At 67.7% G+C, this 15,853-nt stretch carries 14 protein-coding genes; 12 read left to right on the top strand and 2 right to left on the bottom strand.

From position 1 onward, the window contains the following. The 10 genes from B1A78_RS15295 to lexA form a co-directional block, all read left to right on the top strand. Positions 1 to 1,148, top strand: a 1,148-nt coding sequence (locus B1A78_RS15295; RefSeq protein ID WP_179102061.1) for a peptidyl-prolyl cis-trans isomerase, incomplete at its 5' end; no start/stop codon positions are given. A gap of 2 nt (positions 1,149 to 1,150) precedes the next feature. After that, entirely contained in the window at positions 1,151 to 2,668 is a 1,518-nt protein-coding gene (locus B1A78_RS15290; protein ID WP_077147790.1) for an anthranilate synthase component I family protein, read from the top strand. Further along, positions 2,665 to 3,453 carry a phosphodiester glycosidase family protein gene (locus tag B1A78_RS15285; protein WP_077147789.1) on the top strand — a complete coding sequence of 263 codons (789 nt, stop codon included), beginning with the start codon at positions 2,665 to 2,667 and terminating at the stop codon, positions 3,451 to 3,453. The genes B1A78_RS15290 and B1A78_RS15285 overlap by 4 nt, the downstream gene beginning before the upstream one ends. Positions 3,454 to 3,462: 9 nt before the next feature. Next, positions 3,463 to 4,524 (top strand): alpha/beta fold hydrolase, encoded by a 1,062-nt coding sequence (locus B1A78_RS15280; protein ID WP_077147788.1) that lies wholly within the window; start codon positions 3,463 to 3,465, stop codon positions 4,522 to 4,524. Positions 4,525 to 4,663: 139 nt separating this feature from the next. Next, the gene (locus B1A78_RS15275; protein ID WP_077147787.1) at positions 4,664 to 5,254 is read left to right on the top strand and encodes an aminodeoxychorismate/anthranilate synthase component II; all 591 of its coding nucleotides are present in this window, start codon (positions 4,664 to 4,666) and stop codon (positions 5,252 to 5,254) included. Then, positions 5,251 to 6,249 carry an anthranilate phosphoribosyltransferase gene (gene trpD, locus B1A78_RS15270; RefSeq protein ID WP_077147786.1) on the top strand — a complete coding sequence of 333 codons (999 nt, stop codon included), beginning with the start codon at positions 5,251 to 5,253 and terminating at the stop codon, positions 6,247 to 6,249. Before B1A78_RS15275 ends, trpD begins: the two co-directional genes overlap by 4 nt. Continuing rightward, complete coding sequence (gene trpC / locus B1A78_RS15265; protein ID WP_077147785.1) at positions 6,246 to 7,031, top strand: indole-3-glycerol phosphate synthase TrpC; 786 nt, start codon at positions 6,246 to 6,248, stop codon at positions 7,029 to 7,031. Before trpD ends, trpC begins: the two co-directional genes overlap by 4 nt. A 324-nt stretch (positions 7,032 to 7,355) precedes the next feature. Beyond that, positions 7,356 to 7,829: a cyclic pyranopterin monophosphate synthase MoaC gene (gene moaC, locus B1A78_RS15260; RefSeq protein WP_077147784.1), complete on the top strand. Its 474-nt coding sequence runs from the start codon at positions 7,356 to 7,358 to the stop codon at positions 7,827 to 7,829. Then, the gene (glp, locus tag B1A78_RS15255; protein ID WP_077147783.1) at positions 7,826 to 9,016 is read left to right on the top strand and encodes a gephyrin-like molybdotransferase Glp; all 1,191 of its coding nucleotides are present in this window, start codon (positions 7,826 to 7,828) and stop codon (positions 9,014 to 9,016) included. Before moaC ends, glp begins: the two co-directional genes overlap by 4 nt. A 65-nt stretch (positions 9,017 to 9,081) precedes the next feature. Continuing rightward, the gene (gene lexA, locus B1A78_RS15250) at positions 9,082 to 9,765 is read left to right on the top strand and encodes a transcriptional repressor LexA (RefSeq protein ID WP_077147782.1); all 684 of its coding nucleotides are present in this window, start codon (positions 9,082 to 9,084) and stop codon (positions 9,763 to 9,765) included. Here the strand turns inward: lexA and B1A78_RS15245 are convergent. Then, on the bottom strand, positions 9,719 to 11,866 hold the full coding sequence (locus B1A78_RS15245) for a ComEC/Rec2 family competence protein (protein ID WP_077147781.1): 2,148 nt from the start codon (positions 11,864 to 11,866) through the stop codon (positions 9,719 to 9,721). The genes lexA and B1A78_RS15245 overlap by 47 nt on opposite strands. A 71-nt stretch (positions 11,867 to 11,937) precedes the next feature. On the opposite strand from B1A78_RS15245, the gene gltX reads away from it, so the two are divergent. After that, complete coding sequence (gltX, locus tag B1A78_RS15240) at positions 11,938 to 13,392, top strand: glutamate--tRNA ligase (RefSeq protein ID WP_077147791.1); 1,455 nt, start codon at positions 11,938 to 11,940, stop codon at positions 13,390 to 13,392. A gap of 36 nt (positions 13,393 to 13,428) precedes the next feature. Next, complete coding sequence (locus B1A78_RS15235; protein WP_077147780.1) at positions 13,429 to 14,712, top strand: citrate synthase; 1,284 nt, start codon at positions 13,429 to 13,431, stop codon at positions 14,710 to 14,712. A 354-nt stretch (positions 14,713 to 15,066) separates the two neighbouring features. Here B1A78_RS15235 and B1A78_RS15230 read toward each other — a convergent pair. Further along, on the bottom strand, positions 15,067 to 15,853 hold a 787-nt coding region (locus B1A78_RS15230), incomplete at its 5' end, for a sensor histidine kinase KdpD (RefSeq protein ID WP_144037860.1).

Genomic DNA, 15,853 nt, shown 5'->3' with positions numbered 1-15,853 from the left:
TCGCCGCCAGCGAGACGCGCCGTTTCGCGCAGGTGATCGCGCCCGACCGGGCGACCGCGAACAGCATCGCGGCCAAGGTCCGCGGCGGCACCACGATCGCCGCCGCCGCACAGGCCGCGGGCCTTACCGCCGGTTCGTCGGGCGACGTTACCCAGACCGCCTATTCGGGCATGACCAACAGCGCCGCCGCCAAAGCCGCCTTCGCCGCCAAGCGCGGCGACATCCTCGGTCCGACGCAGACCGGCCTCGGCTGGACCGTCGCGCAGGTCGAGGCGATCACCACGACCCCCGCCAAGACGCTCGCCGCCGCGACCCCCGAAATCCGCGCCCAGCTCGAAAAGGCGAAGGCGGACGAGGCGATCATCAATTTCTACAACGACATCCAGGACGCGGTGAACGAAGGCGTGTCGGTCGACGAGATCATCGGCGACCGCAAGCTCAAGCTCGCCGAGACCCCGGCGCTGCTGCCCAGCGGCCGCGCCCCGGCACAGCCCGCCTTCGCGCTCCCCGCCGAACTCGCGCCGATGATCACACAGGCCTTCCAGGGCAGCGACGAGGGCGAAACCCATCTCGCGACGCTGGTCGAGAACGAGAAATTCGCCGTCTATGTCGTGAAGTCGATCGTCGCCTCGGCACCGCCGCCCTTCGCGCAGATCCGCGGCGACCTGCTCGCCGACTGGAAACTCGCGCAGGGGCAGAAGATCGCCCGCGACAAGGCGCGCGCGATCGTCAAGGCGGTCGATGGCGGGAAAGGCTTCGCCGACGCGGTGCGCGCCGCCGGGCCCAATATCGGCAGCGCCCAGACGATCGGCGGCATTCGCGGCCAGCTCGGGGCGGGCGGCCAGCAAGTGCCCCCCGAACTCGCCCTGCTCTTCTCGATGGCGCCGAACAGCGTCAAGACGCTTGAAATCCCGGGCAACCGCGGCTGGATGGTCATCGCGCTCGGCAAGGTGAACCGCCCCGATCCCAAGACGATCGAGCCCGAACGCGTCGCCGCGATCGCCAATCCGCTCGGCCCCGCCTTCGGCAATGAACTCGTCACCCAGATGATGCAGGAAGCCCGCAAGCGCGTCGGGGTCGAACTCAACCAGAAGCTGATCGACCAGCTGCGCAAGGAACTGACCGGCGACACTCCGGTCACCGAATAAGGGTGAGCCTCGAAGGAAGGGCAGCCGCGCTCGAAGCGCTCGCCGGCGGCCGCGGCGCGGTCGTCTGGCAGCGGCTGATCGCCGACGTCGAAACCCCGGTGTCGGCGGCGCTCAAGCTGATCGAACCCGGCCGCGGCGACTGGGTGCTCGAATCGGTCGAAAGCGGCGAAACGCGCGGCCGCTACAGCCTCCTCGGTCTCGACCCCGACCTGATGTTCGAGGTCCGCGGCGATGCCGCGCGCATCAACCGCGACTGGCAGAACGACCGCGACGCCTTCGCTCCCGTCGCCGCCCCGGCGCTCCAGGCGCTGCGCGACCTCGTCGCCGAATGCCGCTTCGACGTCCCTGACGCGCTGCCGAAGGCGCTCGCGACGCTTGTCGGCTTTTTCGCCTATGAAACCTTCGGCCTCGTCGAGCGCATCCCGCGCGCGCCGGGCGGCGGGCTCGGCCTGCCCGACATGGTGTTCGTACGCCCGACGGTGATCCTCGTCTTCGACCGGCTCGCCGACGAACTCTTCCTGATCGCGCCGCTGTGGCCCGACGACGTCACCCCGATCGACCGGGCGATCGACGCTGCGGGCGAAAAGCTGGACACCATCGCCGCGCGCCTCGCGAGCGCCAATCCGCACGGCACGCGCGCCACGACGCTGGCCGATCCCGGCGCGATCGCCGCCAACCCGGCTACCAGCCCCGTGCGCTTCGCCGCGATGGTCGCGGCCGCGAAGGACTATATCGCGGCGGGCGACATTTTTCAGGTCGTGCTGTCGCAACGCTTCTCGACCCCGTTCGACCTGCCGCCCTTCGACCTCTATCGCGCGCTCCGCCGCATCAACCCCTCGCCCTTCCTCTATTTCCTCGACCTCCCCGGATTCGCGCTGATCGGCTCGTCGCCCGAAATCCTCGTGCGCGTCCGCGATGGCGAGATAACGATCCGCCCGATCGCCGGCACCCGCCCGCGCGGCAAGACGAGCGCCGAGGATGCCTATAACCGCGAAAGCCTGCTCGCCGATCCCAAGGAGCGCGCCGAGCATCTGATGCTGCTCGACCTCGGCCGCAACGACGTCGGCCGCGCGGCAGTCGGCGGAACCGTGACGGTGACCGACAGCTACACCGTCGAATTCTACAGCCATGTGATGCACATCGTGTCGAACGTCATCGGCCGCATCGCGCCCGACAAAGACGCGATCGACGCGCTCTTCGCGGGCTTCCCGGCGGGCACGGTCAGCGGCGCGCCCAAGGTACGCGCCTGCCAGATCATCGCCGAGCTCGAGGCCGACGCGCGCGGGCCTTACGCAGGCGGCGTCGGCTATTTCGCCCCCGACGGAAACATGGACAGCTGCATCGTGCTGCGCACCGCGATCGTCAAGGATGGCGAAATGCACGTCCAGGCGGGCGCCGGCATCGTCGCCGACAGCGACCCCGCATATGAACAGCGCGAATGCGAGGCCAAGGCCGGCGCGCTCTTCGCCGCCGCGCGCGAGGCGGTGCGGCTCGCGGGAACGCCGGGCTACGGCCAGTGAAACGCCGCGCGGCGCTCCTCCTGGGCGCCGTCGCGGTCATCGCCGGCAGCTATGTCGCGCTGAACAGGGACGAGGCCGCGCGCCCCGCAAAGCCCCGCCTTCCCTCGGCGTGCAAACCCGTCACCTTCGATGGCAAGCGCTTCACCGAATGCATCGCGGTCCCCGGCAAGCACCGCATCACGACAAGGATCACCGGCTCGAACGGCGTCATCTATCGCGGCTTTTCGGGTCTTGCCGAGGATGTCGATCCCGCAACCGTCGCCTTCGCCGTCAACGGCGGCATGTACGACACCGGCAGCGAACCGATCGGCTATTATGCGCAAGATGGCCAACGCCTCTACCCGCTCAACACGCGCGACGGCGGCGGCAATTTCTACCTCAAGCCCAATGGCGTCTTTTTCGGCGACGACGACGGCCACTGGCGAGTGATGACCAGCGACGATTTCGCGACCCAGGTTACCGAACGCCCGGCCTTCGGCACCCAGTCGGGCCCGATGTTGCTGGTGGACGGCAAGCTCAATCCACAGATCTCCCCCGACGGGACCTCGCTCAAAATCCGCAACGCGGTCGGCGTCGACGCCGAAGGCCGCGCGCATTTCGTCATCTCCGACGAGCCGGTGTCTTTCGGCACCCTCGCCGCGCTGATGCGCGACCATGCCGGAACAAGCGACGCGCTCTTCCTCGACGGCACCGTCTCGGCGCTCTGGGATCCCGCGACCGGACGCATCGACGGCCGCTACCCGCTCGGCCCGCTCATCCTTGTCACCCACCGCGCACCGGACTAGCCTTACCGCATGCTCAAATTCATCGCCCCCCTCGCCCTGCTCCTCGCAGCCGCCACCCCCGCTCACGCCCAAGTCGAAGGCGCCACCGAAGCCGATGCGATCCTCAAGGATTTCAGCTTCGCGACCGGCGAGAAACTGCCCGAGCTCAAGCTCCACTATACCACGCTCGGCACGCCGCAGCGCGACAAGGCGGGCCATGTCACCAATGCCGTGATGATCCTCCACGGCACCGGCGGCACGGGGAAGCAATTCTTCCAGCCGCAGTTCGCGAACGAGCTGTTCGGGCCCGGCCAGCCGCTCGATACGTCGAAATATTACGTCATCCTCCCCGACAATATCGGCCATGGCGGCTCGTCGAAGCCGAGCGACGGGATGCGGATGAAATTCCCGAAGTACGACTATGCCGACATGGTCGCCGCGCAGCACCGGCTGCTCACCGAAAAGCTCGGGGTGCAGAAACTCAAGCTCATCCTCGGCACCTCGATGGGCTGCATGCACGCCTTCGTCTGGGGCGAAACATACCCCGGCTTCGCCGAACGCCTCGCCCCCTTCGCCTGCCTGCCGGTCGAGATCGCGGGCCAGAACCGCATGTGGCGCACGCTGTCGATCGACGCGATCAAGGCCGATCCGCTGTGGCAGGACGGCAATTACAGCCAGCCGCCGACGTCGGGCCTGCGCACCGCCGCCGCGCTCAGCATGATCGCGGGTGCCAATCCCTATGCGCTGCAGGCGCAATATCCGACCCGCGAAGCCGCCGAAAAATACAAGGATGAAGCCTTCGCGCGCATTTTCGGCCGCAACGACGCCAATGACACCATCTACCAGCTCGAAAGCTCGCGTACTTACGACCCCTCGGCCGACCTCGAGAAGATCACCGTGCCCGTCCTCTGGATCAACAGCGCCGACGATTTCATCAACCCGCCGCTCTACGGCATCACCGAAAAGGCCGCCCCGCGCATGAAGCGCGCGAAGTTCATCCTGATCCCGGCAAGCCCCGAAACCAGGGGCCACAGCACGCACACCTGGGCGAAATTCTGGAAAGACGATCTGGCAAAATTGATGGCGGAATAGCTATTCCCTTCACTCGTCACCCCCGCGTAGGCGGGGGTCCAGCTGGATTCCCGCCTTCGCGGGAATGACGAAGCTGGGTTTGCTTCCCAAAAAGCTTCTATCCCTTCCCCCACCCCCGCAAAACCGTTACGGCGCGCCCATGATCCTCGTCATCGACAATTACGACAGCTTCACCTTCAACCTCGTTCATTATCTGATCGAGCTGGGCGCCGAGGTGCGCGTCGAGCGCAACGACGCGCTCACCGCCGCCGGGGCGCTCGCGACGGGGGCCGACGCGATCCTGATCTCGCCCGGGCCCTGCACTCCCAATGAAGCCGGCATCAGCCTCGACCTCGTCGCCGCCTGCGCCGACGCGGCGCGCCCGCTGCTCGGCGTCTGCCTCGGCCATCAGGCGATCGGCCAGCATTTCGGCGGCACGGTCCAGCGCGGGCACCTGATGCACGGCAAGACCTCGCCCGTCTGCCACGACGGCAGCGGGCTGTTCACCGGCCTGCCCTCGCCGCTCACCGCGACGCGCTACCACAGCCTCGAGGTCGTCGACATTCCCGCCAGCCTCGTCATCAACGCGACCAGCGACGACGGCGCGGTGATGGGCTTCCGCCACGCCGAACTGCCGATCCACGGCGTCCAGTTCCACCCCGAAAGCATCGCGACCGAGCACGGCCATGCGATGCTCGCCAATTTCATGGCGGCGGCGGGCCTGCCGGTACGCGAGCGCGCCGCCGCATGAGCCGTTTCGGTCCGTTTCCCGACCCGACCGGCCTGCTCGCGCACGACGAGGCCGAAGCGGCCTTTGCGACGATGCTCGACGGCGGCGGCAGCGACGAGAATATCGCCGAATTTTTGACCGCCCTGTCCGACCGCGGCGAGACGATGGTCGAAATCGCCGCCGCGGCACAGGCGATGCGCGACCGGCTGATCCCGATCGACGCCCCTGCCGGCGCGATCGACGTGTGCGGCACCGGCGGCGACGGCCACCACACGCTCAACGTCTCGACCGCGGTGTCTATCGTCGTTGCCGCGTGCGAGGTTCCTGTCGCAAAACACGGAAATCGGGCCGCTTCTTCGAAATCGGGTGCCGCCGATACGCTTGAGGTTCTTGGCCTCGACATGGAACGCGCCGGGCGCCAGGCCGAAGCGACACTCGCCGATCTCGGTATCTGCTTCCTCTTCGCCGCCAACCATCATCCGGCGATGAAGCGCATCCAGCCGATCCGTACCCGGCTCGGCCGCCGCACCATCTTCAACCTGATGGGTCCGCTCGCCAATCCGGCGCGCGTCACGCGCCAGCTCATCGGCATCGCGCGCCCCGCCTATGTCCCCGTCTATGCCGAGGCGCTGCACCGGCTCGGCACCGAACATTCGCGCGTCATTTCGGGCGACGAGGGCATCGACGAACTCTCGCTTGCGGGCGGCAACGAGGTCGCGGTGGTCACCCCCGCCGGCGTCGTCATGCAGCGCAGCGTCGCCGCCGACGCCGGGCTGCCGTCGCATCCGATCGCGGCGATCCGCGGCGGCGATGCCGTGCATAATGCCAAGGCGCTGCGTGAGCTGCTCGAGGGCGCGCCCGGCGCCTATCGCGACGCCGTGCTCTATAACGCCGCCGAAGCGCTCGTCGTCGCCGGCGCCGCCGATACGCTGGTCGATGGCGTCGAGGAAGCCGCCGAGGCGATCGACAAGGGCCTCGCCAACGCGCTGCTCAATTGCTGGATCGCCTATAAATGAACAAACTCACGCAAATCCTCGCGACCAAGGCCGAAGAAGTCGCCGAGCGCCGCCAGTCGCGCAGCATCGCCGATCTCGACGGCATCGACGCCGGCCCGGTGCGCGGTTTTCACGCCGCGCTGCAGGCGAAGATCGACGCCGGCCGATTCGCGCTGATCGCCGAAATCAAGAAAGCCTCGCCCTCCAAAGGACTGATACGTCAGGATTTTGATCCCGCGAGCCACGCCCGCGCCTATGAAGCCGGCGGCGCCGCATGCCTGTCGGTGCTCACCGACGCGCCTTATTTTCAGGGGCATGAGGAATTTCTCATCGCCGCGCGCACCGCCTGCACGCTCCCCGCGCTGCGCAAGGATTTCATGATCGATCCCTGGCAGGTCGCCGAGGCACGCTCGATCGGCGCCGATGCGATCCTGATCATCGTCGCCGCGCTCGACGATGGCGCGATGCGCGAGATCGAGAGTGCCGCGCTGGAACGCGGCATGGACGTGCTCGTCGAAGTCCATGACGAAGCCGAACTCGACCGGGCGCTGACCCAGCTCCAATCGCGCCTGATCGGCGTCAACAACCGCGACCTGCGCAGCTTCGAAACCGACCTCACAGTCACCGAACGCCTCGCGAAGCTGGTTCCCGCCGGCACGTTGCTCGTCGGCGAAAGCGGCATCGCCACCCACGCCGACTGCCAGCGTCTGTCGGCAAGCGGGGTGCAGACCTTCCTCGTCGGCGAAAGCCTGATGCGGCAGGACGATGTGACCGCAGCGACAAAGGCTTTGCTGGAGGGGTAAGTACCCTGAATAATCTCACACAAAGACACGAAGAGCGCAGTCTTTGACTGCGTCTTTGGTCCTTTGGCCTGTCACCCCGTTATTTTTGCCTGACATTGTCCGGCCATAGCAAAGGCAACGACGCCCTCAAAATGCGACGGTGCGATCGCAAACTCCCCTCTTCGTGTCTTTGTGTGAGCTCCTCTTTCTTTCCTTTCTTCGCGCCTTTGCGCCTTTGCGTGAGATATTGAAGGACAGCGCAATCCCATCGCCTTGCGCTGCGCAAGCACCCTGCTCCCACATTTGCGCCTTGCCTTAATCACCCCGCCTTGCTTGGCTTCCGTCATGACGCTCAAACCGACTCATCTCGACGACAGCGGCGCCGCGCATATGGTCGATGTCGGCGCCAAGCCCGCCACGCAGCGCCGCGCGGTCGCCGGCGGTCGCATCACCATGTCGCCGCAAGCGCTCCAAGCGCTCCGTAGTGGCAATGCGCCGAAGGGCGATGTGCTGTCGACCGCACGCATCGCGGGCATCATGGGCGCCAAGCGCACATCGGACCTCATTCCGCTCTGCCATCCGCTCGCGCTCACCAAGGTCGGCGTCGAATTCGAATGGCTGGGCGACGGCATCGCCGTCACCGCGACTGCCGCGACCACCGGCCCCACCGGGGTCGAGATGGAGGCGCTCACCGCCGCCTCGGTCGCGCTGTTGACGCTCTACGACATGGCCAAGGCGCTCGACCGCGCGATGATTCTCGGTGATATCCGCCTGCTCGAAAAAAGCGGCGGCCGCTCGGGCGACTGGCGCGCCGAATGAGCAAGCTGCTGCCGGTCGAGGAGGCACAGGCGCGGCTTCTCGCGCTCCGCGCACCGCTGGCTCCAGAAAATATCGCCTTTTCCGAATCGCTTGGTCGCTATCTTTCAGAAGACGTCATCGCGCTGCGCGACCAGCCTGCGGCGCCGCTGTCGGCGATGGACGGCTATGCGATCCGCTTCGCCGACCTGCCCGGCCCCTGGACGATTGTCGGGGAAATTGCCGCCGGGGCTGCGCCCGAGCGCCCCGTCGAACCCGGCGAGGCGATGCGGATCTTCACCGGCGCGATGCTTCCCGAGGGCGCCGACACCGTCATCATCCAGGAAGATGTGACCGCAGCCGATACGCAACTGACCCTCACGGGCGAGAATATCGGCTCGCGCGGCGCCCATATCCGCGACCGCGGCAGCGATTTCGTCGCCGGCACGCCATTGCTGCCCGCTGGAACCCGGCTGCACTCCGGCGCGATCGCCGCGGCGATCATGGGCGGCGCAGCGCAGCTCGGAGTCGGCACCCGCCCGCGCGTCGCGATCCTCACCACCGGCGACGAACTCGTCCAGCCGGGCCGCGCCCTCGCCCCCGGCCAGATCCCCGACAGCAACGGCACGATGCTCGCGGCAATGCTCGCCCCCGAACCCGCCATCGTCACCATCCCGCTCCACATCCGCGACGATCGCGAAACCTTGGCGAAGGTTTTGAAGGAGTTGGCGCGACGTCACGACGTCATCGTCACCGTCGGCGGCGCCTCGGTCGGCGATCACGACCATGTCCGCGGCGCGCTCGACGACGCGGGCGGCACCCTCGATTTCTGGAAGATCGCGATGCGCCCCGGCAAACCGCTGATCGCGGGGACGCTCGGCGACGCACTGCTCCTCGGCCTCCCGGGCAATCCCTCATCGGCGTTCGTGACGGCGACTTTGTTCCTGCTCCCGCTGGTCCGCCACCTCGCGGGCGCGCGGCACCCGCTGCCCGAAATCCGCCGGGCCCCGCTCGCCGCAGCTCTCGGTCCCGGCGGTCAGCGCCGCGACTATCTTCGCGCACGCCTCGACAACGGCCTGCTCCGCCCCTTCGACGGACAGGACAGCGGCCGCACCTTCCCGCTCGCAGAGGCCAACACACTCGTCATCCGCGAGATTGGGGCCGCGCCGCGCGCCGCAGGCGAACCGGCGGATTATATCGACATCGCTTGACAAGTTCGCATCTGTTCCATTATCGTTCTCCTTATGTCCGAAACCGGCATCATGGAGAACGCCCGATGTTGACCGCCAAGCAGCATGAACTGCTCCACTTCATCCAGCAAAAGCTCGACGCGAGCGGTATCTCGCCGTCGTTCGAGGAGATGAAGGAGGCGCTCGGCCTCAAGTCCAAGTCGGGCATCCATCGCCTGATCAGCGCGCTCGAGGAACGTGGCTTCCTCCGCCGTCTCCCCAACCGCGCCCGCGCGCTCGAAGTCGTCAAGCTGCCCGATGGCGGCAAGGCCGCCGTCAGCACCGATCGCGACAATGTCGTGCCGCTGCGCAAGCCCGCGCCGCAATTGAAGCCGATCGCCGCGAACGACATCATCGAGGTCCCGCTGCACGGCAAGATCGCCGCCGGCGTGCCGATCGAGGCGTTCGAGGATCACAACCAGCTCGCCGTCCCCGCCGCGCTGCTCGGCTCAGGCGAACATTATGCGCTCGAAGTGTCGGGCGACTCGATGGTCGAGGCGGGCATTTTCGACGGCGACTATGCCCTGATCCAGAAGGTCAGCACCGCGCGCGAGGGCGACATCGTCGTCGCGCTCGTCGACGGGCAGGATGCGACGCTCAAATATTTCCGCCGCGAAGGCAAGATGATCCGCCTCGACCCTGCGAACAGCGCCTATGAGCCGCAGCGCTACGACGCCGCGCGCGTCATCGTGCAAGGGAAGCTGTCGGGACTGCTTCGTCGTTACCACTGACCTGCGGCGGGCGGCGCCACATATGGTCGTCGCCCGCGCCCAGTGACGTCGCCGCACGCGGGATCTCGCCCAGGTAAAGCGCCAGCCCTCCGGTCTGCGGTAGCGTATCGCGGTCGATCGTCAGCCAACGCGCGACGCATTCGCGCGGCAACCAGCGCTCGCTGATCACCACGTCCGCGGCGGCGCACGCCGCCGCCATCTCGCTCCCCTCGATCCGGTCGCGCCCGCGCGCCGCCATGATGACGCGCCCGTCCTGCGCCCAACGACAGAAATCGCGGTTGCAAGCGACATGGTCGAGGTCGGTCAGCGCCGCCAGCGGCGCATCGATGCCCGCTGCCTCGGCCACTGCATCGCGGACATAGTCACCCGCACGGTCGCGCAGTAGCGCATAACTGCCGTCGGGCAGCGCCGCGGCGATATGCTTGCCGTCGCTGGTGACGAGCAGGTCGGGGCGCGGCTGCGCGAGCAGCACCGCCATGCCCAAGGTCAGCGGCACCGCCCCCGCCCAGCGCCAGCGCGTGCGCCAGAGCAGCAGCCAGATCCCCCCGAAGATCGCGAGCCCGAACCCCCAGGGCGGAAACACCGGCAAGGTCGCGACCGCCCCCGGCGCATCGGCCACGCTGTGCGCGAGCCAGATCAGGCCGTTCAGCGCCTGCTCCGCCACCCACCAGAAGGGCGCACCGAGCCCGACGCTGTCGAACAGCAACGCCAGCGCTTCGGCGGGCATGATGACGAAGGTCGTCAGCGGGATCGCGATCACATTGGCGAGCGCGCCGTAAAGCCCCGCCTTGTGAAAATGGAACAGCGCGATCGGCGCCAGCGCGACCTCGACCACCAAGCCGGTGATCACCAGCCCCGCGATGCCGCGCCCCAGCCGGAACAGCCACGGCTCCTCGCGCCGCGCCATGAAGCGCTGCATGGCCGTGCCCTCGTGCAGCGCGACGATCGCGGTGATCGCCGCGAAGCTCAGCTGGAAACTCGGCCCGGCAAGCGACTCGGGCCGCCACAGCAGGACGATCAGCGCCCCCGCCGCGACCAGCCGCAGGGTCATCGCCTCGCGCCCCATCAGAAAGGCTATCAGCACAAGCAGCGCCGCGATGAACGACCGCAGCGTCGGCACCTCGGCGCCCGCGAGCAACGTATAGCCCCCGCCCGCCAGCGCCGCGACCGCAGCCGCGAGCGGCAACACAAAGCCCGCCAGCGCCAGCCGCCGATTGAGCGCAAGCAGCCGCATCGCGAGGAACATCGCAAAACCCACCACCGCGGTCACATGCAGCCCGCTGATCGACAGCAGGTGCGCGAGCCCGCTCCGCCGCATCGCCTCCTCATCCTCTTCGCTGATCGCGCCGCGGTCGCCGGTGACGAGCGCCGCCGCGATGCCCCCCGCCGATCCCGCGACCTCGCCATGGATATGCGCGCTCAGCCGCGCGCGCAGCGTCTGTTCGCCCGCACCCGCGCCGGGCGCGCGCGCCACATCGCCCAGCACGGTGCCGACCGCACCGATCCGGTCGAACCAGGCGCGCTGCGCGAAATCATAGCCGCCGGGCAGGCTCGCGGTCGGCGGCGGCATCAGCCGCGCGCGCAGCCCGATCGCCTCGCCCGGCGCGATATCCGCCCCCGCTTCGCCGCTCGCGGTCACCCGCACGCGCGGCGGCAGGTCGGGCCGCGCCACCGGGCGCACGATCAGCCGCATCTGGTCTTTCGCGGGCAGCGGCTCGACGCTTTCGACGCGCGCCGAAAATTCGGTGACCACCGGCTGTGCGAGCACCGGCGCGGCGACCCAATGCGCCCGCCCCCAGATCAGCAGCATCCCCAGCATCGCGACGCCGCAACCGATGACGACGCACCGCCCGAACCGCGTCTGCCAGCCGATCAGCACCCCTGCCAGCGCGCCCGCCGCGAGGATCGACAGCGCCCCGGTCCAATGCCCCATCGTCGGCAGCGCGAACCATGCCGCGATCCCGGCGCCCAGCGCCACGGGCAGCCACAGCGCGATCCTTTCGCGCTCGGCATCGAGCCGCGCCTCGACCCACGCGCCCACCCGCCACAGCGTCGCCGCCGCGCGCAGGCCAATGGGCGTTTGAAGCCGCCTTGTCGCCATGCTAGGGGCACCCCCGATCCCCGGCTCCCACCGGTCGCCGGGACCTGCAAAACTGAGTGAAAGAGGCCGTCGTGGCAACCGAAAATCAAAGCATCGCCGGCGAAGCGACCGGCGCCGATGTCGTGACGCGCTTCGCGCCGTCGCCCACCGGCTTCCTCCACATCGGCGGCGCGCGCACCGCGCTTTTCAACTGGCTGTTCGCGCGCCATCACGGCGGCAAATTCCTGCTGCGCATCGAGGACACCGACCGCGCACGCTCGACCGACGCCGCGATCGACGCGATCATCGACGGCATGCAGTGGCTCGATCTCGACTGGGACGGCGAGACCGTGTTCCAGTTCGCGCGCGCCGACCGCCATGCTGCGGTCGCCGCCGAACTGCTCGCGAAGGGCGAAGCCTATCGCTGCTACCTCACGCAGGACGAACTCGCCGCGATGCGCGCCGAGGCACAGGAAAAGCGCCTGCCCTTCCGCGTCCGCAGCCCCTGGCGCGACCGCTCCGACGGCGACCCCGCCCTCCCGCACGTCGTCCGCCTGCGCGCGCCGCAGGAGGGTGAGGTCACGATCCACGACAAGGTACAGGGCGCGGTCACCGTCCAGAATGCCGAGCTCGACGACTTCGTCCTGCTGCGCAGCGACGGCACGCCGACCTATATGCTCAGCGTCGTCGTCGACGACAACGACATGGGCGTGACGCACGTCATCCGCGGCGACGACCATCTCAACAACGCCTTCCGCCAGCTCGCGCTCATCCGCTCGATGGGCTGGCGCGAGCCCGTTTACGCGCACGTCCCGCTGATCCACGGCGCCGACGGCGCGAAATTGTCGAAGCGCCACGGCGCGCTCGGCGTGGACGCCTATCGCGACGAAATGGGCTATCTGCCCGAAGCGGTGAACAATTATCTCCTCCGCCTCGGCTGGGGCCATGGCGATGCCGAAATCATCAGCCGCGACCAGGCGGTCGAATGGTTCGACCTCGCCAATGTCGGCCGCTCGCCCTCGCGCTTCGACTTCAAGAAGCTCGAAAATCTCAACGGCCATTATCTGCGCGAAGCCGACGATACGCGCCTCGCCGGCCTTGTCGCGCCGATGGTGACCAGCCTGATCGGCCGCGACCTCACCGCCGCCGAGCAAGCCCTGATCGTTCAAGCGATGCCCGCGCTCAAGCCGCGCGCCAAGACGCTGCACGAGATCGCCGATGGCACGACCTTCCTCTTCGCGCCCACGCCGCTGGCGATGGACGAGAAGGCCGCGCAGGTGCTAAAGGATGCGCCGGAGGGGATGCTCGCCTCGGTCGCCGACCGGCTGCGGGCGCTGTCCGACTGGTCGCAGGAACTGGTGGAGGCCGCCATTCGCGAAGAGAGCGAAGCGGCCGGCGTCGGGCTCGGGAAACTGGCCCAGCCGCTGCGGGCAGCCCTCACGGGTCGCACCGTATCGCCCGGTATTTTCGACGTGCTTCTGCTGCTGGGCCGCGATGCCAGCCTGGCGCGACTTGACGCAGCGCACAATATTCCGGCAGGGGCGTAACCACCGCGACTCCCGCCGCAAGTACAGGGGAAGAATATGACCGATACTGCAAAAATCACCCTGGGCGACGTCACCGTCGACAGCCCCGTTCTCAAGGGCACCGTCGGCCCCGACGTCATCGACATCCGCAAGCTCTATGCGCAGACCGGCGCCTTCACCTACGACCCCGGCTTCACCTCGACCGCGAGCTGCGAATCCAACCTGACCTACATCGACGGCGACGAGGGCGTCCTGCTCCACCGCGGTTATGCGATCGGTGACCTCGCCGAAAACAGCAGCTTCATGGAAGTCTGCTACCTGCTGCTCAACGGCGAGCTGCCGACCGCCGACGAACTCGCCGGCTTCGACAACACGATCACCCGCCACACGATGCTGCACGAACAGCTCGCGACCTTCTATCGCGGGTTCCGCCGCGACGCGCATCCGATGGCGATCATGTGCGGCGTCGTCGGCGCGCTCAGCGCCTTCTATCACGACTCGACCGAGATCCACGACCCGCACCAGCGCATGATCGCCAGCCACCGGCTGATCGCGAAGATGCCGACGATCGCGGCGATGGCGTATAAATATTCGGTCGGCCAGCCCTTCGTCTATCCCGACAACAAGCTGAGCTACACCGGCAATTTCCTGCGCATGACCTTCGGCGTGCCCGCGGAGCCCTATGAGGTGAACCCCGTCGTCGAGCGTGCGCTCGACCGCATCTTCATCCTCCACGCCGACCATGAACAGAACGCCTCGACCTCGACCGTCCGCCTCGCGGGTTCGTCGGGCGCCAACCCCTTCGCGTGCATCGCGGCGGGCATCGCGTGCCTGTGGGGCCCCGCGCATGGCGGCGCGAACGAAGCCGCGCTCAACATGCTGCGCGAAATCGGCCGTCCCGAGCGCATCCCCGAATATATCGCGCGCGCCAAGGACAAGGACGACCCGTTCCGCCTGATGGGCTTCGGCCACCGCGTCTACAAGAACTACGACCCGCGCGCGACGGTGATGCAGAAGACCGTGCGCGAGGTGTTCGAGGCGCTCAAGGTCAACGACCCGGTGTTCGAAGTCGCGCTCCAGCTCGAGGAAATGGCGCTCAACGATCCCTATTTCGTCGAGAAAAAGCTGTTCCCGAACGTCGACTTCTATTCGGGCGTCATCCTGTCGGCGATCGGCTTCCCGACGACGATGTTCACCGCGCTCTTCGCGCTCGCCCGCACCGTCGGCTGGGTCGCGCAGTGGAACGAAATGATCTCGGACCCCGCGCAGAAGATCGGCCGCCCGCGCCAGCTCTACACCGGCCCGACGCACCGTCCGTACGTGCCGGTCGGCCAGCGCTGATCGAGCGGAAGACGAAACGAGAAAGGGGCCGGTTTCCGGCCCCTTTTTTGTTGCCTATGTGCTCCAGCGGAAGGTGGGTTGAGGCCCTTCCCCGAGCGATGACCCGTCCTAAAGCGCGTTGCGGCGTCGAAAACTTCTATCGAGAGCCGAAAATGCCACGCCGATTGGAATTCCGACCAACAGCCCTGCATTGAACGTATCGGGAATTAAGCCGGCGAACATCGCAAGCGTCAGCCCCAATACAACCAGAACCGAAGATGCGGCAGCGACCAGCCAGCGTATCCAAAACCTCATCGTTCCTGCCTTATGATCCAGCTCAACGGACGCACACGCCGCGGCAGGTGTTCACCAACCTCAATCCCGCGCCGGCAGGCTCAGCGTAAACCGCGCCCCCTGCCCCGGCGCACTGTCGACCGTCAGTTCGCCTTCCATCGCGCGTGCCAGCCGCCGCGCGATATAGAGGCCCAGCCCCGATCCGCCGCTGTCGGTGCGGCCGAGCCGTTCGAACTTCTCGAACACCACCTTCTGCTGGTCGGCATCGATTCCCTGCCCCTGGTCGGCGACGGTGACCATCGCGCGGTCTCCCTGCCGATCCAGGCGAATCCAGATCATCGAATCGGCGGGCGAATAGCGGATCGCATTACCCAGCAGGTTGAGCAGCACCTGCAACACGCGGCGGAACTCGCCGGTTGCGGGCATGCTTTCGTCGGTCGGCGGCGCGTCGATACGGATGCCCTTCTCCTCGGCCTTCATGCCGAGCAGGCCGACGGCGCGGCGCGCCAGGTCACCGAGGTCGATCTCGTCGCGTGCCGCCTTGAACCCGGGGCGCTCGATATTCTGGAGGTCGGCAAGATCGTCAACCAGCCCGAGCAGGTGCCGCCCGGCATGCGCGATGTCGCCCGCATAGCGCGCATAATCGGCACGGATCGGCCCGTCGAACTGCCCCGAAATCGTCTCCGCCGTCGCAATGATCCGCGCCAGCGGACCGCGCAGCGCGCCGTCGATGCGGCGCCCGAAGGCGGGATCGGACAGCGGCAGCGATCCGAAAGCCGGGTCGGTCAGCGCCGCCGGCGCGGGCGCGGGTGCCGCCGCCTCGGGCATCGCGGTACCGCGAAAGCCGGTGAAGCGCCCGGTCGCATCG

It is taken from the genome of Sphingopyxis sp. KK2 (genome assembly GCF_001990265.1).
In the GTDB taxonomy this organism is placed as follows: Bacteria; Pseudomonadota; Alphaproteobacteria; order Sphingomonadales; family Sphingomonadaceae; genus Sphingopyxis.
This window is presented reverse-complemented; position numbering and strand designations above follow the sequence as displayed.